Below are 18,955 nucleotides of genomic sequence, written 5' to 3'. Positions count from 1 at the left end.
CATCACCTCATAGTCAAAACAGGTGACATTATGACCGGACGTAACAGACGCAATTTTAGCCCCGAGTTTCGCCTCGAGGCTGCCCAGCTTGTACTCGATCAGCATTACACCGTTGCCGCCGCTGCCACTGCGATGAATGTCGGCAAATCCACGATGGATAAATGGGTTCGACAACTGAAAGAAGAGCGAGCGGGAAAATCACCCATAGCTTCACCCATGACACCTGAGCAGATTGAAATACGTGAGTTGAAGAAAAGACTTCAACGCGTTGAAATGGAAAGGGATATATTAAAAAAGGCTACCGCGCTCTTAATGTCAGACTCCCTGAACAATTCTCATTAGTTGAGAAACTCAGGGCGCGGTTTCCTGTTGCCGTTGTGTGCAACGTGTTTGGGGTTCATCGCAGCAGTTATAAATACTGGCGGCAGCCCAGGAAGCCTGACGCCACGAAAGTGGCATTACTGAGCCTTGTGCGTGAAGTTTATCACGAAAGTAACGGTTCAGCAGGAGCGCGAAGCATTGCCGCAATGGTCACCACCAAAGGTATAAAACTGAGCCGCTGGCGGGCAACAAAGCTGATGAAAGCGCTCAATATTATCAGCTGTCAGCAACCTGGCCATCGTTATAAGAAGGCGTCTAAGGAACACATTGAGATCCCTAATTATCTGGATCGCCAGTTTGCTGTTACCGAGCCTAATCAGGCTTGGTGCGGTGATGTGACTTATATCTGGACGGGAAAACGCTGGGCTTATCTGGCTGTTGTACTCGATTTGTTTTCCCGTAAACCGGTTGGCTGGGCGATGTCATTTTTCCCTGATTCCGCACTGACAGGTAAAGCCCTGTCGATGGCCTGGGAAGCACGGGGGAAACCGGCTAATTTACTGTATCACTCGGCTCAAGGCAGTCACTATACCAGCAGGAATTTCAGACAGTTACTGTGGAGATATCAGATAAAGCAAAGCCTGAGTCGCCGGGGAAATTGCTGGGATAACAGCCCAATAGAACGGTTCTTCAGAAGCCTGAAAACAGAGTGGGTACCGGATAATGGCTACGCGAATTTTAGCGAAGCCAGCACGGCAATAACGAATTACATCACAGGATATTACAGCCAGCTCAGACCTCATCAATATAATGGTGGTTTGACGCCGAATGAATCAGAACGATTGTTCTGGAAAAACTCTAAAGCTGTGGCCAGTTTTTGTTGACCACTACAAGGACAATACCTTTACCCTTACACCCTCTGCTCACCGTGCTGACTTCTCCCTTGCCATGACAATACTGACATAGTTTCTTCTCCCACCAGGTTGACGGTATATCCGAGCAGCGTTGGCATTTCGGATAACTTCAGCTCAGGTTTACGCTTCACCTCCACAGAGGTCAAACGCTGGATACAAAAAATTGTATGTGCGCATAAACGTCCCTGTTTAGCGCAGAAGCCACCGGAGTTGTTCAGGCTCCGATAGGGTAATTATGCCGTTTTGATTTCCCAAAAACATCGATACAGTTAAAATACTTTTACTCTCTGGAAGCCTTTCTTAGCTCTCTTGGTGTTATCTTAAAACGATTATGGAATCTTTCAGTAAAACGAGAAGGACACTTATAACCATTTTCTCTGGCAATCTCGCTTATGGATTTTATAGTCGTTTATATAGCAGACAACGCATTATTTAACCTCACATCGTCCAATATACTTTGAAAACTTACCCCCTTGTTTGCCAGACGGCGATGTAATGTGGAAACAGAAATGTAGAGATATCTCGCAACCTTGTTTGCTGTCCATTTTGCTCCTGGTTCGGATAGCAGCAGGTTATAACAATGACTTATCAGTGATTGTTTACTATCTGATAAAAGTAAATAATTAGCATGATTTACTCCTAACGAAAGTCGAACAGCCATTGCTAAATGCTCCTGAATTTGAGTTGAGAAACCTCGAAAAATAGATATTTTTAGCTGCTCCCAACAATATATTAACTCAGGGTTCTGAGGTAAACAGAACCCTGTTTTGTTACGTGTTTAATCAGTTACCGCAAAAAATTTTTGGAATTTTTCAATTAGTTCAATGGGAAGTAAAGCATTTCTGCAAGATAAAGACCTGCTTCTGGATAATTCGCAATATAAAACTCATATCCACATGGAAATAACATTATTTGATTATTATCAACAGTTAAACTATGCGTCTCCCAATTGATAATTTTTTTCCCTGACGGATACGGCATAAAGCTGGCAAAATAGCCCTAACCCTATGAGTCTCATGATGTTTATGCATCCGTATTTCTTCAATCTTTAGGTTGGTCTTACCTTTTGCCAGCATACTCTCACCCTACTTTATCTCATAAACTGGTGTTATCTCAGCGGTTGTGATTTTATTGGCATTAAACATATAACCAACTAACGCTCCGCTGGAATTAGAATCTACAGGAATCTTGTCAGTTTTCAGAGCCCATACTTTAAACTGGTAATGATGCGGTTTATCCCCTTTCGGAGGACACGCACCACCAAATCCGGCATAGCCAAAATCATTTCGGCCTTGAACAGCACCTGTCGGAAGTTTTGTACCATCACGTCTTCCTGCATCAGCAGGCAAATATGTTACTGTTGCTGGAATATTAACAACAGTCCAGTGCCACCAACCACTACCAGTAGGTGCATCTGGATCATAAACAGTTACGGCGAAACTTTTAGTGCCCTCAGGGGCACCAGACCAGGTTAATGAGGGCGATATATTGCCACCTTCACACCCAAATCTGGAAAAGATATGAGACTTTGTAAGTTGTTTTCCTGTTTTTATTTCACTACTTGTGACCTGAAACTCTGCGGCCTGCGCAGAAAATGTGATGAATACCAATACACTTGAAACGATAAGTTTTTTCATAAAAACCTCTTTGTTATGACCTATCGTTATTTTATTTGATATTCCTTTATCTCATTATGCATAAAGACGCAATGTTCATGCAAAAGCAATCATAATTATAAAATAGACCCCAGCATTAACCATAATATGCACGAATCATATTGATGTTATCTAAATAGATTTTAGGTTTATTATTAGTCATGCTGGCATAAGTTAGTATGATTTATAGACGGCTATTCTTGAACCAGAATACGCGCAATTTCACTGACAAGGATTTTTTGCATCTTGTTGAGTTTCCTAAGATGCCTCCTGTTGTACAACTCTTAAGTTGCCGTTAAATTCGCTAAGAAAATTTCATCCGATAAGTCAAGGCATGTAAAATATGAAAATTAACAAAATACTATCATCCGCAACATTATTGTATGGTATGTCAGTAGTCATGTCGGTCGGGAATTGTTCAACAACTGTCCAGACTAATCTTCCTGGTTACACCCCTGGTGCAGATGTCATTAATGTTTCATCGACCAGAAACCAGGTCGATCTTATTGGTGATGTTGTTTATTCCCAGATAAAAGGGACTCGTTCTGTCAGACAGCTTCACATGTCAGTTCTTGTCCCGCGAACAAATGATTTGAAACCAGCCATTATTTACTATCCTGGCGGCGGGTTCATGTCTTCTGAACATGACAAATTTATTGAAATGAGAATGGCTCTGGCAGAAGCTGGTTTTGTTGTAGCCGCTGTAGAATACAGAACAATTCCTGATACATTTCCAGCGCCAGTTGAGGATGGAAAAGCTGCAATACGTTACCTGAGAGAGCATGCCAGCGATTATGGGGTTGATCCTCAAAGAATCGGAGTTCTGGGTGACTCTGCCGGTGGATGGCTTGCCCAGATGATGGGAACTACAAATGGTGACAAAACCTTTGATAAAGGTGACTTTCTTCAGCAATCATCAGATGTTCAGGCAGTTGCCACACTTTATGGGATTTCTGACTTGTTGAATATTGGTGAGGGGTTCCCTGAATCAGTGCAGGAGGTTCATCGATCTCCTGCCGTAACCGAAGCTTTAATGATCAATGGCCCTGCATTCAGAAGTTTTGCGGGAGCCCCCATCACAGCGTCAAAAGAAAAAGCGCTAAACGCCAGCCCAATCGGACATATGAAAGGAGTAAAACCCCCATTTCTTATTATGCATGGTAGCAAAGACACTCTGGTTTCACCGGAGCAAAGTGCCAAACTATTCAGAATGTTGAAAAAGAACGGCAATAATGCTGAGTACGTGCTGGTAGAAGGGGCTGAGCATGGAGATAATACATGGTATCAGCCAATTATTATAAACAGGGTTGTTGAGTGGTTTACTAAAAATCTGGGAGTCCCTATGAAAACCACCACCCAACAACAAAACCCAAACGCTAACCTGTAAAAAGCAGCCCGCATTTACATGCGGGCTGACATATTCCATTTGATTAAAAAGAAATTATTTTTAATGTGGTGCGCTTCGTGACAACAAGTTAATTACCAACACTCCGGCACAAATCAATATCATGCCTATAATGGCTGGCAGATCCAGACGTTGGCCGAAAAATCCCCAGGAAAGTAAACTAATCAGGACGATACCGACTCCTGACCAGATAGCATAAGCAATCCCTGTAGGAATATAAGCCAATGTTTGAGCTAATAACCAGAATGATGCACAGTAACAAATAATTGTACCAACAGAGGGCCATAGCCGTGTAAAGCCATCTGAATACTTCATTAAGGTTGTACCAATCACCTCTGCAAATATTGCACCACCAAGATAAATATAAGGATTCATAGCATAGTCTTTCCTGTTAATACCGGAGAGAATTGTACTACAGTTTGAACTTAACTCACCGGTTTCATCCCGGTGCATTCATTGATGTTCGTTTATATACCATCGATAACCTGAATTCCTGTCTGCGCCACTTTAGCCGCTGCCTGATTTATACTGGTTACTGAAACAGAAAGCCACAGAGCAGAAGGTGGCGTCATGGCACCGGACATTATCCTGCTGCGTACCGGGATCGACGTGAGGGCTGTCAAACAGGGAGATGATGCGTGCCACAAATTACGGCTCGGCGTCATTACCGCTTCTGAAATTCACAACGTGATAGCAAAACCCCGTTCAGGAAATAAGTAGCCTGACATGAGAAGTACATGCCGAGTTTTGACGAGATGGTGCCGGAGTTCATCGAAAAAATGGACGAGACATTGGCTGAAATTGGTTTTGTATTTGGGGAACAATGGCGATGAAGCATACTCACGATAATATCCGCGTAGGCGCGATCACTTTCGTCAAACCGATTGTTATCATGATGATTGAGGTAAAGAATGGCGCAAAGTAGCGTTGTGAAAATTTAAACGTCTCAACGCCTCCTTGAATTTCTCACCCCACATGAAAAAGAACCAAACAGCCCGCTTTGAGCGAAAAACGAACTATGATATTAGCAAGAAAGCATCACTGTTAATATTCGAACAATTAATGCTCAGCTATTTCTCTATTATTTACAATCAGAAAGGACGTGTAATGGGTAAGGTTGATGAACTAAAGATGAAATATCCGGACGCGAATGCCTGGCAAATGGGCGACAGCCCTGAACTGGCTAACGAGCTTGCAGCACTTATAGAAAAAGGGATTAAAACGGCCTCCTGTGGCTCTTATGCCTCTTATCAGAAGGAAGAATTTGCCCCAAGGATTGGGAGCTATAACATCATCCTTGACGGCCAGGATGTACCGGTATGCGTGACCAGGCTGGTGTCGATGCAACTGGTGTGTTTTTGTGATGTTACTGCCGAGTTAGCTCGCAAGGAAGGTGAAGGCGATTTGAGCCTTGAATATTGGCAGAGAGAGCATCAACGATTTTTCACCCAGGAAGGTCATTTTTCTGAAGATATGGAGTTGATTATGGAAGAGTTTGAAGTTGTTGAGGTTCTGTAAGATGAGATAAACGAGCTGACGTTATATCAATTGGCATTTATAACAATGCCCGCACCTGACACATAGCGGATCTAAATATTAACGAGCGTCCACCAAATAGAGGAATGTCTAATAGGAACCTGGCAGTAGAACTGTCATCTGACTGACCAACCGACCCCAAACAACTAAGAGGTTTTGATAACTTATTTTGATAAAATTTTGATAACCGTTAGCAAACTTACATAAAACAACGGGCGTGTTATACGCCCGTTACAATATTTAACACATGTAGTGATTACATGTTTTTGATGATCGCGTCACCAAACTCTGAACATTTCAGCAGCTTAGCGCCTTCCATCAGACGTTCGAAGTCATAGGTTACGGTCTTGGCGTTGATTGCGCCTTCCATACCTTTAACAATCAGGTCTGCGGCTTCAGTCCAGCCCATATGGCGCAGCAGTATATAAAAACATTAAGTTCAATTCATTGATATTTAATGATAAAAATTATTTTATTGTCTTTTTATTAGCCAAAATCAACTTTATTCAACCGTTTGATTTTATTGACGTTCGTTTTTATTTTGGGGAAAGGTTTTATCTACCATTTATATCAAAATTACAAGCCTACATTTTATTAACATCTCAATACATGTGAAGCCTTGCAGACCTTTGTGAGGCCTTATGTGTCTCAGTTTTGTCCCTCTTTTTTGTACTAAAAAACATAGTAATTGAGGATAAACCTCATGCTATTTTCGCTTATATGCCTCTAAAGGCATGGCACTTAAATAGATAAAAGCACCACAAAATCATAAAAAAACCACACAGTAAAACCGCAATATGAAACAATAACAGATAATTAAACCAAAAACAGATAGCGCATTGTGATAATCATTCAATACTAAACAAAATATAAACAGTGGAGCAATATGTAATTGACTCATTAAGTTAGATATAAAAAATACATATTCAATCATTAAAACGATTGAATGGAGAACTTTTATGCGGGCGAAACTTCTGGGAATAGTCCTGACAACCCCTATTGCGATCAACTCTTTTGCTTCTACCGAGACTTTATCGTTTACTCCTGACAACATAAATGCGGACATTAGTCTTGGAACTCTGAGCGGAAAAACAAAAGAGCGTGTTTATCTAGCCGAAGAAGGAAGCCGAAAAGTCAGTCAACTTGACTGGAAATTCAATAACGCTGCAATTATTAAAGGTGCAATTAATTGGGATTTGATGCCTCAGATATCTATCGGGGCTGCTGGCTGGACAACACTCGGCAGCCGAGGTGGCAATATGGTCGATCAGGACTGGATGGATTCCAGTAACCCCGGAACCTGGACGGATGAAAGTAGACATCCTGATACACAACTCAATTATGCCAACGAATTTGATCTGAATATCAAAGGCTGGCTCCTCAACGAACCCAATTACCGCCTGGGACTCATGGCCGGATATCAGGAAAGCCGTTATAGCTTTACAGCCAGAGGTGGTTCCTATATCTACAGTTCTGAGGAGGGATTCAGAGATGATATCGGCTCCTTCCCGAATGGAGAAAGAGCAATCGGCTACAAACAACGTTTTAAAATGCCCTACATTGGCTTGACTGGAAGTTATCGTTATGAAGATTTTGAGCTAGGTGGCACATTTAAATACAGCGGCTGGGTGGAATCATCTGATAACGATGAACACTATGACCCGGGAAAAAGAATCACTTATCGCAGTAAGGTCAAAGACCAAAATTACTATTCTGTTGCAGTCAATGCAGGTTATTACGTCACACCTAACGCAAAAGTTTATGTTGAAGGCGCATGGAATCGGGTTACGAATAAAAAAGGTAATACTTCACTTTATGATCACAATAATAACACTTCAGACTACAGCAAAAATGGAGCAGGCATAGAAAACTATAACTTCATCACTACTGCTGGTCTTAAGTACACATTTTAAGAACGCCAACTAAAATTTCCCCGAGGTGAAAATCGCCCCGGGGAATAACTAGCCATTTCAATGTAACAATTAACCCTTAAAATAAACCCAGAAGGTTATTAACTAAATCACATAGAAAACCATCAATTATAGTGTGTATAAAATAGGCGACAGCAACCCAATTACAAATTAATGGTTCCAGAATATCACATCAAAAAACACGCTGTATAATATTATAATTAACATGTAGACAACTTGTAATAAATATTATCAGTCAATTGTTTTGTTTATTCCATCTGTGACGCCGATTATTTTCTCAAAATAATGAGATGGCGTGACACCATAATAATCTTTAAATGCACATATGAAATATGAAGTACTGTTATAGCCACATTTCTGGGCTACGACATTGATAGAATAAGAGTTTGAAGTTATGAGTTTTTTTGCATACCTCATCCTAGTATCTCTCAATATTTCAGTAAATGACGTTTCTTCATCCCTTAATCTTTTTTTTATTAAACTTTCACTCGTATAAATCAATTCCGCAATATCTTTTAAATGCCATTGCCGCTCAATATTAAAACTGATTATTCCAGTAATTTTACAGGTAAATGTATTTATATTTGTTAGTATAAATGAATTTACACTTTCGCGTTTTTTGAACATGGCAAGTAAGGATATACATAGTCTTTCTTTTAACCAAAGGGAGTGTGAGTCTGCTATTTTAATCCCTTCAAACAGAGAAAAAACAAGCGATAATGGAGGTTCCTCTTCAGCAATATAGCCATTCTTATCAAGAGTAAATTTGCCAGGCAACTCATTATTCACGTCGATAAAAAAGGATAAACATGTTTTCTTATCTATATCAACAATTCTTAGTTTAGAGGGGCATACTGGTAACTCTCTTCTAATTTTGTCGCTTACAATAAACAATGAATTTTTTTTGAACGAGATAACTCTCCTGTTTATAATTAAATCAAATGATTGACAGATGAAAACTACGGAGCAAACATAATCCATCTTGCACCTATCATAAAATTAAAACAAGTTGATAGTAGTCAAATAACAACCAATTAAATACACAATCATAATCAGGATGATGTGCATTTATATTTTTATACACAAAATTATAGTTTGCAAATTTTAATAAATTTCATTTAAGATTAAATTATTATATGTATATTGTTTTTTATTCTAACGTATTTCAAAGTTACATTTTTTCAACGATTAATATGCTTTTTATTAACATAAACTCACTACAACGCACCTGAAACCTCTTGCTATATATATGTCAACCGTTTGAATTTAAAATAAAAAGAGTATCATTTTTACTTGCATTTCTTATCAAGTCACATTCAACAACAGTAAAAAAACATTATTAGAACCATTCAATTAACAAAAAACCAACATCCAGCTTGCTTAATTTTTCTTTATTAAACGATATTGAAAATCAATTGATAAAATACATCTAAACAACCTTTTGGGGCGCAAAAGCATAACATCAAACAAACAAATAACACACCGAAAAAACTCACAATTAATAACCTATGATATACATACTGTTTATTATGGTTGAATAAGCCACTCGATATCTGGTGCTACGGAAGTGTCCACACGGTTTAGCAGCATCCGATACTTTTTCCAGGCTTCCAGCAACGGGGTTTCTTCCTCCGTTGCATATACAGCTCACCTTTTTTCACCCACGATTAACCAACAGCCAGACCAGCAGACACGCCACCACCGGCACAGCAAAATCCATCAGGCTTGCCACATCCCATGCACGTGTATCAAAACCGCCCCACCACGGCATATTCATTCGCTTGCCATGCCCGAACATTTCGATCCAGCGATATTCTGCCTGGGTGTGTTCACGCGCAATGAAGAACGTACAACCGGCTATCGCTCCGTAAGCCCAGTTCCCGGTAAAAAGACCAATCAGTAGCTGCGCAGCCACAGCACAAAGTGCATGAAGGAAAGGTGTTATATCCATTTTCATCCTACCCAATAAAATGGGGCGCTCGGCCCCTTAATATTATTTAGACGCAAGCACCGCCTCAATTGCAGATAATCTTTGTCTTAATTCTGCGTTTTCTTCTTCCAGTGCTGTTATCCTGTCGTCTGACTCTCTGGCTACCTGAACAAGCAAGCCAGTAACACCAGAATAATCTACAGTGTAATACCGTTCACCTTCTTCTCCATCTAATCCACTCCCGCCGTCTGGATATTTCATCATAGCCCCTACGGCTTCGGGGATGGCTTCCAGGGTTTCTTGTGCAATAACACCAGCGTAAGGCATACCGTTTTCTTTAAGCGTGTATGTATAGCCGTTCATTTTACGAATGCGGTCGGTTGCATTATCGATCACCTGAATATTGTCTTTCAGATCCCGGTCAGAGCCTTGATTAAATGCACTTGCATTGCACGCGCCGTTAACCGTTAATTCGTAGGTATTGCTGGTAGTTTTCTGTGCGTAGAACATATACAGAGCCTCATCTACGCCAACTTCATAAACAACCGGACGGCTAGAACTACCCCATAGTCTAGTTGTTACGCCAGCGTGAGCGGTTCCCTGTGTGTTTAATGTCATGGTTGACCCATGATTAGCGTATTTGATTTGTAATGTGTCTGTGTAATCAAATTTAATAATGGCGTTATCAACACGATTCCCATAAGACATGAGGCACTTACCCATTTTTAAGTAACCTTCATTTCCTGGGAAAATCAATGTCCCACCGTAAAGATCGCTAAAATCCCAGAAGATACCTTTTGTTCCGTTGTGTGTGACAATCCTTGTCATTGTATCTTTAGTGCCGTCAATATTTTTTCTGGTGTACATCTCGCTATAAGCGTTTTCGGTTTCTCCTGCCTTATTTGACAAGTGAATCTTACCGCTAAATATAGTTCCAGTGGTCGGCAATGCCTTTTGATCATAGATTACATTGCAATAACTATTCCATGTTGTTTTATTGTCTACATATGATTTTGTTGCATAGCTTCCTTGATCAGTTTTTAGTTTACTAACATCGGATTTTAGCGTTTTGATGTCATCAGGAATTACTGTTTTTGTAACCATTGTCTTACTCCATTAAGCCCATGTCCTTACATGCTGATCTGTCGTAATGAAAGGCATTAAAGAAGATATGTTTTTACTGCTATCAACAATCCTCATGTTTACGAAAAAACCACCGCGATCAATGCCTGTACATCTTTCGTTTTCTGGCTCCTCGTAATCGATAATGCAGCCAATAACATCAACAAGAACCCCGTTTTCTTCTTCAAGACTGAACAGGCCACTGTCATATACAATTGCGTTAAACTGTTCTCTGTTATCGAATCGTAATGTTATATCCCGCATTATACGTATTCCTTAAGCTGCGTATCTGACAATGCTCTGTTCCAGAAACGGAGGTTTTTTATATGACCATTAAGGTGTCGTAATCCTGTCGTCGTTTGCCCCCCGATACGAATCACGGCTGCTTCACGAATATATTTCCATACTGTTTTTGTTTCAGTGCTTATATGCTTATTTGCAAATGAGCATGTCATGCCGTCAGCCTTAACCCTGAATCCCATAACGAGATCCCTTACTCCGCATGATTCATATACACGTCGGTTAGCCCCGCCTATATCGCAATACGAATAACCGTCCTGACTAATAGTTCCAGAAGAACCAAACCCCATAATAAATGGGCCTCCGGACTGGTGATTTTCTGAATCAATGACACGCGGTGCAGCATTATGAGAAATAAACCAGTTTTTATGGACTTCCACCATGAACGTAAAAGGCATGGTATACATATTTTTCATCAGCGGAAATTTACATAAATCTGATGCACGAGTCGCTGGCTCTGTTGTCGTTATGATGAAGGAAGTTGCACAAGCACCATACTCGAATTGCGGGGTGGTTACTTCTATCCAGTCACCTGTTGCAAAAGACCCCACAGCTCTGTCGGCTGCAATTTGCAGCTGCGTACCAACCATTCCCCATTCTGGCAGACATTTCAGTGTTGCCTGAAAGTATATCCATCCACTACCAGGATCGATTTCAAAGTTTGCTGTTAATAGCTGGGCATTGCCACCAGTAATTTGTAGTTCATGGGTCTGTAATGACAAATAGGCGTCGCAAAGGAAGGTGTATCCTTCCGAGTTATACCGTTCAAAACGGATACGTGCGCGAACATTGAGATCACTTCTTACCCTGAACGACGCGGTAACATACGGACCTTTACTGTACTGATCATCGCCAGTCACATCTATGCCTTTGTTACCAGCAACTGTGCATATATTTCTCCCTGTTGTCGTTCCTGCTATATCGCTTCCTACCGTGAAACGTCCATATTTAAACTCAAATTCATCTGTTGATGATGTTACAGATATACCACCGCTTTTATTCCAGGCATCAGGATTAAAACTATTTACGAACATGTTTGTTCGCTGATTCTCTATCAGCAAACCATATTTTTCAAAACGAGGAACGTTATTCCCTGCCACGGTAATATGCCCGGACTTATCAATATACGTTGCAGATGAAGCCCGGCTAAATTGGCATATGCCATTAACAGGCATTGTTATTTCATCACTGCCGATGGTTATTGTTTTATAGCCCGGGGCATACCCTGTTATCGCTTCCAGAGAATCATTCAAGGGTAGCCAGATATCAGGAAGCGGAGGGACAGAAGCAGGATCAGCGGCATCTTCTGCAATCCGGGCTGCATTCTCTGCTCTTGTTGCGGCTGACGTTGCTTCTGTCTCGCTAGCTGCTGCTTTTGTTTCACTCGTCTTTGCGTTAGTTTCACTGGTTTTTGCAGCTTTTTGGCTATTAGCTGCCGCTGTTGCAGAACCAGCTGCGGCACTCTCGCTTTCAGCTGCTGCATCCTGACTGCTTTTCGCCGCAGTTTCGCTGGCTTTGGCATTCGTTTCGCTGGTCTTCGCTGCCGTCTGGCTGGACTTTGCGTTAGTTTCGCTCGTCTTCGCTGCTTTCTGGCTGTTAGCCGCAGCAGTTGCTGATCCAGCTGCTGAAGTCGCAGAACCAGCTGCCGCACTCTCGCTTTCGGCTGCTGCATTCTGGCTATTTTTCGCCGCAGTTTCACTGGCTTTGGCATTCGTTTCGCTGGTTTTCGCTGCCGTCTGGCTGGACTTTGCGTTGGTTTCGCTCGTCTTTGCGGCTGTCTCGCTATTTTTCGCGTTGGTTTCTGATTTTTTGGCTGCTGTCGCGGAGTTTGCCGATGCAGTCTGCGAGGCCGCTGCCGCCTGTGCGCTGTTAGCTGCATTCGTTTCTGAGGTTTTCGCCGCGTTCTTCGATGATGCCGCAGCCGTTTCGGATTTCTTTGCCGCCGCTGCGCTCTGAGAGGCGGCTTCGGCGTTGCGTGCCGCTTCTTCCACCATTGCCTCAAAACGACGCAATGCCTCCGGCATGACGTCATCTTCCGTCATGGCACCGAGAAAATCATTCAGCGTACCGGGTCTGGAACCTTCATAGACGGTAATGATCCCGGCATGTGAAGGCGGAAAACCTTCAACCAGCAGGGTGACGCTGTACTGGCCATACTCAACATCCATGCTGTAACGCCCGGCTTCATCCGGATTTTCAGAGGCCACCGTGTTCACCAGTACCGTGGTGCTGTTACGCTTTGCCTTCAGTTGAATAGTGCAGTTCTGTATTGGTTTTCCCGCACCATCTTTCAGCACACCTGAGATTTTTACTGCTGCCATATCCACTCCACAAAAAAGCCCGCCTGAACCGGCGGGCTGTAATAACACTGTGTTACCTGGCTAATCAGAATTTATAACCGACACCCACGATGAAACCGTCAGTACGCCAGTCGCCACTGCCGGAGCCTTCATAAGCAATATCAATGGCCACGGATTCGGTCGGGTTAAACTGCACGCCAGCTCCCCACGCCAGAGACGTGTCGCTGTGGCGACCGTCATCACTTCCGGTCAGCACATCGTGCGTTTTCCCCTTGTTGTCAGTTACGCGGAGATAATCCCCGGAGAACGTCGAAACACGGCTGTAAGCCACACCCGCCATCGCATAAGCACTGAACCATTCATTCACGCGCACAGACGGCCCCGCCATCACGCTGAACCAGCGGTTACGCACGGAATCTTCATGCCAGCGGGTATCGCTGTAACGGGTAAGCTGGCGATTCTTGTCTCCTGCATAGCTGAATGACGTCACCAGCCCCAGTGTGTCCGTAAACTCATAACGGTATTTCACGTTAATCCCGTTAAGATCATCGCTGCCGGGAACGTTCGTCGAGGCATGAAGATACCCCGCGCTCAGCGTGGACTGATGTTCAGATGCCCATGCAGGCGCACCGGATACGGCCAGACAGATGGCTGCGGAAAAAATGGCGGCATAAAGTTTACGCATAATTACCTCTCGCTTTTCTGCAATAAAAAAGGCACCATTTCTGGTGCCCTTATATGGGTTATAACAATTTCAACGAATACTGATGCCGGAAGCGGCTTTTTTGGTCACAATCACCGTACAATCGGTGATATTACCTGCCCACTGATTGCCTTTCTGGAAAATCTTAAACTCCAGAGTGACGCTTCCCCTGCCACTCGGCATATCAATAACCGCACTGTAGCTACCGGGAATGGCCCCTTTAGTTTCTCTGGATGCGATTAATACACCGTTTTTGCGAACTTCAAAACCATAACCCGTGTATCTTGTACCTCCCGGGTTATTACCACTTCCCGGATCGCTATACGCTATTCCGTTAAAGATAATGGGCGGAATAATGATTTGACGGTCAAAGTTATGATCATCACTGATGGTGACTGTAACCGTCCCGTTTGGTGTTTCCGTGTTACCCCACGTACCAGCCTTTTTCGGAAATGGTTTGGATACAGTTTTAACGAAGTCACCTCTGACCTGGTTCGCCTCCAGCATGCCCTTAATCGTACAGTTTTCATTTACCGTGACGTTGTTGAGCGTCCCGGAGTTCGCATTCACGTTACCGCTGATATCGGCATTTTTCGCCGTCAGCCGCCCGTCCGGTGTCAGGGAAAATACCGGTGGATTGCCGCCGCTGGTAATGGTGGGAGCCGTCAGATACTTCAGGAACACGTCGTTCATGAATATCTGGTTGCCCTGCGCCACAAACATCGGCGTTTCATTCCCGTTTGCCGGGTCAATAAACGCGATACGGTTAGCGGCAACCAGAAACTGGCTCAGTTTGCCTTCCTCTGTATCCTCCATGCTGAGGCCAAGCCCCGCGACATAATGCCTGCCGTCTTCGGTCTGCTCAATTTTGACGCCCCACATGGCATTCCATTTATCGTTGGCGTCTTTCCACTCTTTCGAAAACTCCTCCAGTTTGCTGGCGTTATCCTCCGTCAGCTCGACTTTTTCCAGCAGCTCCTTGCCGAGATGGGATTCGGTTATCTGGCCTTTGAAAAAATCCAGGTAACCTTCCGCATCATCGCTCGCCCGACCGACAGCCTCCACGAATGCCGATTTGCCAACGGTGTTCACACTGCGAACGTAAAAATAATAATCATGACCCGGCTTAATATTGATACTGGCAGCTATCCAGTACAGCGCCGTGCCAAGATAGCTGGCTGTGGTTTCAACCTGCCTGATATCCGCAATCCGCTTTTCCGAGAACCAGAACTCAAACTGTACCGTCGGATCATAAACGGCAAGATGCGGCGTGGCGGTTATCTGAAAATAGCCCGGCGTCAGCTCAATCTGCGACGGTGCTGCCGGTGCGGCAATCCGGAACGATACCGACGCCGGATCGCCCTGCTGCCCCCACGCATTTACCGCCCGGACTGTCAGCCTGTAGTTCCCCAGCGCCAGTTGCCTGAAGCGGTATGTGGTTTCCGTCGTCCTGGCCGTGCTGACCAGCCGCTCACTGCCGTCATCCGCTGCCACGGTCAGGCGAAGCATAAAGCTCCCCCCCTTCACCACCTTCGGCGTGTCCCAGCGCGCCAGCACCTGGTATTCCCCGCTGTCTGCGGTGACTTCTGCAGTCAGGTGCTGCACCGCGGGCGGCGTGACACCGTTCACCGTTCCGCTCTGGTCGCCGTCAAAGTACGCCCCGTTATCCACGATGGCTTCTTTCTCCGGTACATGCTGCACGGCAGTGATGGCATACGTGCCGTCATCGTTCTCACGGATACTCACACAGCGGAACAGGCGCTGGCGCAGCATCGGCAGCTTCAGCCCCCACACGCTGTATCCGGCAACGCCGTCAGGAACACGGCTCACTTTCACCTTCACACCGTCGGTGACGGACTGGACCTCCACGCTGACCGGATTCCCCTGCCCGTCAACCAGGCTTATCAGCGTGGTGCCGGAGGATGGCAGCGTGATTTCACGGTCGAGCGTCAGCGTCCGGGTCTGGCTGTTCACCGCCAGCACACGCCCACCGATGCTGATACCGGCATAGTCATCATCGCAGATTTCAATGACATCCCCCGGTACATGGCGAAGCCCTTCAGCACCCACGCTGAAGTCCACGGTCTGCGTTTCCAGCAGCTCCGTTTTAATCAGCCACAGCCCGGCGCGGTGTGCCTGCCCCCGACTGGTACAGCCAAAGGCATCCATCTTCGTGACGTTACGGCCGTAACGGGCAATGGCCTGCGTATCCTCCACGAGCTCTGTCGCCGTCTCCCAGCCGTTGTTCGGGTCAATCCAGTTCACCTCAACGGCATTATGGCGGTCCTTCAGGGCGCTGAAGCTGTAGCGGAACGGCGCGCCATCATCCGGCATCACCACATTACTGCGGTTATAGGTCCACACCTTATCTGATGGTCGGTCCTGCACGAACGTCAGCGTCTGCCCGTTCCATACCGGCATACAGCGCATCGCCGAGCAGAAATCACTGAGCACATCCCACGCCTTGCGCTGTGTGGTCAGGTACGCATTACAGGTGATGCGCGGCTCCGTGCCGCCAAAGCCGTCCGGCACTGACTGGTCGCAGTACTGGCCGATGACATACAGCGCCCATTTATCCACATCCGCCGCACCAAGACGTTTCCCCATGCCGTAGCGCGGATGGGTCAGCATATCCCACAGACACCAGGCCATGTTGTTGCTGTATGCCGGTTTAAACGTTCCGTCCCAGATACCGCTGTATTGCCGCGTCTGCGGGTTATAATTCGACGGCACCTGCAGAATACGCCCGCGCAGATGATAATTACGGCTCACCTGCTGGCTGCCGAACTGCTCCGAGTCCACCTGCACGCCGAACAGTGCCGTGTTCGGGTAGCACTGTTTCACATCGATAATTTCGGTGTATGACGACCAGAGCGTTTTGTTCTGCAGCTGGTCTGTGGTGCTGTCCGGCGTCATCCTGCGCATCCGGATACTGAACGGGCGCGGCGGCAGGTTATCCACCACCACCGAGGCCAGATACTGTGAAGTGGTTTTACCCTTAATGGTGATGTCTTTTTCCGTCACCCAGCCACCGTTACGTTGTATCTGAACCAGCAGGCGGACTTCCGATGGATTCCTGTCCCCCTTTGAGGTGGTTTCCACCAGTGCCTGCACGCCGAAAGTAAAACGCAGACGGTCAATGTTTGCCGACGTGATGGTCCGGGTGATCGGCGTGTCATATTTCACTTCTGTACCGAGCACCGTCTCGGAGCCGGAGGATTCAAATCCCTCCGGCGGTGTCTGCTCCTGCTCACCGGCCCGGAACACCACCGTGACGCCGGATATATTGGTATTCCCCTCACTGTCCAGCACCGGCGTACTGTTCAGCAGCACGCTTTTTAATCCATCCACCGGACCTTCAACCGGCCCTTCGCTGATGGCATCGATCACACTCAGCAGCTGCGTGGACTTCAGGTTGTCCTTCGCTTCGCGCGGGATATGCCCCTTACTGCTGCCTTTACCCATTCGTCATGCTCCATAAACGATAAAACCGCCCGGAGGCGGTTTCACATAAAACATTTTGCATCAGCGACCAATCACCACAATCTGACCACCATCCCCTTCGTCTGCCGTGCTGATCTCCTGAGAAACCACGCGTGACCCCACGCGCATTTCACCGTACAGAACCGGCAGAACATTGCCCAGGGCAACCATGTTATCCAGTGAGGAGAAATAGGTGTTCTGTTTGCCGTTATCCGTTGTCTGTGTACGGGGAGTTCTGGCTTTCGGTGCCAGCATCTGCGCCACACCACCGAGCACCATACTGGCACCGAGAGAAAACAAGATGCCGGTCATACCACCGGCCCCAATGGCTGCCCCCCATGCTGCAAGGGTGGCTCCGGCGGTAAAGAATGATCCGGCAATGGCGGCAGCCCCCAGGACAATCTGGAATACGCCACCTGACTTGGCCCCTGCGACTCTGGGAACAATATGAATCACAGCGCCATCAGGCAGAGTCTCATGTAACTGCGCCGTTAACCCGGACGTGCTGACGTCCCGCCCGGCAATCCGTACCTGATACCAGCCGTCGCTCAGTTTCTGACGAAACACCGGGAGCTGTGTGGCCAGTGCGCGGATGGCTTCAGCCCCCGTTTTCACACGAAGGTCGATGCGGCGGCCAAATCGTTGTAAATCCCCGTAAAGGCAGATGCGTGCCATGCCCGGTGACGCCAGAGGGAGTGTGTGCGTCGCTGCCATTTGTCGGTATACCTCTCTCGTTTGCTCAGTTGTTCAGGAATATGGTGCAACAGCTCGCCGTCGCCGCAGTAAATGGCGGCATGATTCGGCACCGATGAACCAAAACAGCACAGCAGCACATCGCCCGGCTGCGCCGCTGACAACGGCACCTGATACAGCCCTGTGGCCTCCAGATTATCCAGATAGAGATTCTGACCGTTACGCCACCAGTCATCCTCGCGGTGAAAATCCGGCATCTCAATCCCCGCCAGATGGTAAGCGTCCCGGAACAGCGTGTAACAGTCCGTCACCCCGTGCTCAAAGCGCCGCCCGATGAGATACGGCACACAGCGGAATTTATGAATCTCCCCGCGGCAGACCAGCCACCACGGTAAATCACTCTGCACCTGCAGCCGCCGGTCGGCTTCACTCAGCCAGGGCAGACCACCGGGATGGCTGTGGACCAGCGCCACAATCTCACCCTGCATCTCTGCCTGCAGCCAGTCCTCCGGCGACATCCGGAAATACTCCTCCGGCTCACCGGAGATATTCACGCAGGGAAAATATCTTTCCCCCTCCGGCGTTCTCACCACGAAGCCGCACGACTCCGCTGGCGCACATCGTCGGGCGTGCGCCAGAATCGCTGATTCTGTCTCTGTCAT

Annotated in this window: 15 protein-coding genes and 6 pseudogenes; 6 read left to right on the top strand and 15 right to left on the bottom strand. The window is 46.0% G+C overall.

All coding sequences use genetic code 11. The features are described from left to right. The first annotated feature begins 30 nt into the window (after positions 1-30). Positions 31-1,205 (top strand): IS3 family transposase gene (locus A1WG_RS03485; protein ID WP_098729118.1). Its coding sequence is split into 2 segments (ribosomal slippage): positions 31-289 and positions 289-1,205, totalling 1,176 coding nucleotides; the frame shifts between segments, so codons are not numbered across the junction. Between the two features lie 7 nt (positions 1,206-1,212). On the opposite strand, the pseudogene A1WG_RS24715 reads toward A1WG_RS03485, so the two are convergent. From A1WG_RS24715 to A1WG_RS03490, 3 genes and pseudogenes are all read right to left on the bottom strand, one after another. After that, a pseudogene (locus tag A1WG_RS24715) lies at positions 1,213-1,299 on the bottom strand (antitermination protein); the annotation flags it as partial. Positions 1,300-1,515: 216 nt separating this feature from the next. After that, a pseudogene (locus tag A1WG_RS24895) lies at positions 1,516-2,311 on the bottom strand (helix-turn-helix transcriptional regulator). Between the two features lie 9 nt (positions 2,312-2,320). Beyond that, entirely contained in the window at positions 2,321-2,872 is a 552-nt protein-coding gene (locus A1WG_RS03490) for a kinase inhibitor (RefSeq protein ID WP_001516241.1), read from the bottom strand. Positions 2,873-3,233: 361 nt separating this feature from the next. On the opposite strand from A1WG_RS03490, the gene A1WG_RS03495 reads away from it, so the two are divergent. Continuing rightward, the gene (locus A1WG_RS03495) at positions 3,234-4,277 is read left to right on the top strand and encodes an alpha/beta hydrolase (RefSeq protein ID WP_001516240.1); all 1,044 of its coding nucleotides are present in this window, start codon (positions 3,234-3,236) and stop codon (positions 4,275-4,277) included. Positions 4,278-4,337: 60 nt separating this feature from the next. On the opposite strand, the gene emrE is transcribed toward A1WG_RS03495, so the two are convergent. Next, on the bottom strand, positions 4,338-4,670 hold the full coding sequence (gene emrE / locus A1WG_RS23780) for a multidrug efflux SMR transporter EmrE (RefSeq protein WP_001070432.1): 333 nt from the start codon (positions 4,668-4,670) through the stop codon (positions 4,338-4,340). A gap of 195 nt (positions 4,671-4,865) precedes the next feature. Between emrE and A1WG_RS25415 the strand changes: the two are divergent. The 3 genes and pseudogenes from A1WG_RS25415 to A1WG_RS0122325 all read left to right on the top strand — a co-directional run. Next, positions 4,866-5,012 (top strand): annotated as a pseudogene (locus A1WG_RS25415) (exonuclease); the annotation flags it as partial. A gap of 106 nt (positions 5,013-5,118) precedes the next feature. Next, positions 5,119-5,220, top strand: a complete 102-nt coding sequence (locus tag A1WG_RS24710) for a DUF1317 family protein (RefSeq protein ID WP_309186804.1) — start codon at positions 5,119-5,121, stop codon at positions 5,218-5,220. A 182-nt stretch (positions 5,221-5,402) separates the two neighbouring features. Then, positions 5,403-5,813, top strand: a complete 411-nt coding sequence (locus A1WG_RS0122325) for an ASCH domain-containing protein (RefSeq protein WP_001516236.1) — start codon at positions 5,403-5,405, stop codon at positions 5,811-5,813. A 274-nt stretch (positions 5,814-6,087) separates the two neighbouring features. On the opposite strand, the pseudogene A1WG_RS23770 reads toward A1WG_RS0122325, so the two are convergent. After that, positions 6,088-6,255: pseudogene (locus A1WG_RS23770) on the bottom strand (isocitrate/isopropylmalate family dehydrogenase); the annotation flags it as partial. A gap of 535 nt (positions 6,256-6,790) precedes the next feature. Here A1WG_RS23770 and ompT point away from each other — a divergent pair. Then, complete coding sequence (gene ompT, locus A1WG_RS03510) at positions 6,791-7,744, top strand: omptin family outer membrane protease OmpT (protein WP_001201818.1); 954 nt, start codon at positions 6,791-6,793, stop codon at positions 7,742-7,744. 249 nt (positions 7,745-7,993) lie between these two features. Here the strand turns inward: ompT and appY are convergent, their stop codons facing one another. The 10 genes and pseudogenes from appY to A1WG_RS03555 form a co-directional block, all read right to left on the bottom strand. Beyond that, positions 7,994-8,743, bottom strand: a complete 750-nt coding sequence (gene appY / locus A1WG_RS03515; protein ID WP_001516235.1) for a DNA-binding transcriptional activator AppY — start codon at positions 8,741-8,743, stop codon at positions 7,994-7,996. 546 nt (positions 8,744-9,289) lie between these two features. Further along, positions 9,290-9,400: pseudogene (locus tag A1WG_RS23765) on the bottom strand (tail fiber assembly protein); the annotation flags it as partial. A 19-nt stretch (positions 9,401-9,419) separates the two neighbouring features. Continuing rightward, positions 9,420-9,713: a hypothetical protein gene (locus A1WG_RS03520; RefSeq protein ID WP_000355602.1), complete on the bottom strand. Its 294-nt coding sequence runs from the start codon at positions 9,711-9,713 to the stop codon at positions 9,420-9,422. Between the two features lie 42 nt (positions 9,714-9,755). Further along, on the bottom strand, positions 9,756-10,796 hold the full coding sequence (locus tag A1WG_RS03525; protein ID WP_001516234.1) for a tail fiber domain-containing protein: 1,041 nt from the start codon (positions 10,794-10,796) through the stop codon (positions 9,756-9,758). Positions 10,797-10,808: 12 nt separating this feature from the next. Beyond that, positions 10,809-11,078, bottom strand: coding sequence for a hypothetical protein (locus tag A1WG_RS03530; RefSeq protein ID WP_001204892.1), 270 nt, complete (start codon positions 11,076-11,078; stop codon positions 10,809-10,811). 1,990 nt (positions 11,079-13,068) lie between these two features. Next, positions 13,069-13,435, bottom strand: a pseudogene (locus A1WG_RS25410) (prophage tail fiber N-terminal domain-containing protein); the annotation flags it as partial. A gap of 64 nt (positions 13,436-13,499) precedes the next feature. Then, positions 13,500-14,099, bottom strand: a complete 600-nt coding sequence (locus A1WG_RS03540) for an Ail/Lom family outer membrane beta-barrel protein (RefSeq protein WP_001516232.1) — start codon at positions 14,097-14,099, stop codon at positions 13,500-13,502. A 69-nt stretch (positions 14,100-14,168) separates the two neighbouring features. Further along, on the bottom strand, positions 14,169-17,582 hold the full coding sequence (locus A1WG_RS03545; RefSeq protein ID WP_016242628.1) for a phage attachment tail tip protein J: 3,414 nt from the start codon (positions 17,580-17,582) through the stop codon (positions 14,169-14,171). Positions 17,583-17,642: 60 nt separating this feature from the next. After that, positions 17,643-18,215 carry a tail assembly protein gene (locus tag A1WG_RS03550; protein WP_001516230.1) on the bottom strand — a complete coding sequence of 191 codons (573 nt, stop codon included), beginning with the start codon at positions 18,213-18,215 and terminating at the stop codon, positions 17,643-17,645. Continuing rightward, entirely contained in the window at positions 18,212-18,955 is a 744-nt protein-coding gene (locus A1WG_RS03555; protein ID WP_032141264.1) for a C40 family peptidase, read from the bottom strand. The genes A1WG_RS03550 and A1WG_RS03555 overlap by 4 nt, the downstream gene beginning before the upstream one ends.

The sequence above is a fragment of the Escherichia sp. KTE96 genome (assembly GCF_000408525.1).
GTDB lineage: Bacteria > Pseudomonadota > Gammaproteobacteria > Enterobacterales > Enterobacteriaceae > Escherichia > Escherichia marmotae.
This window is presented reverse-complemented; position numbering and strand designations above follow the sequence as displayed.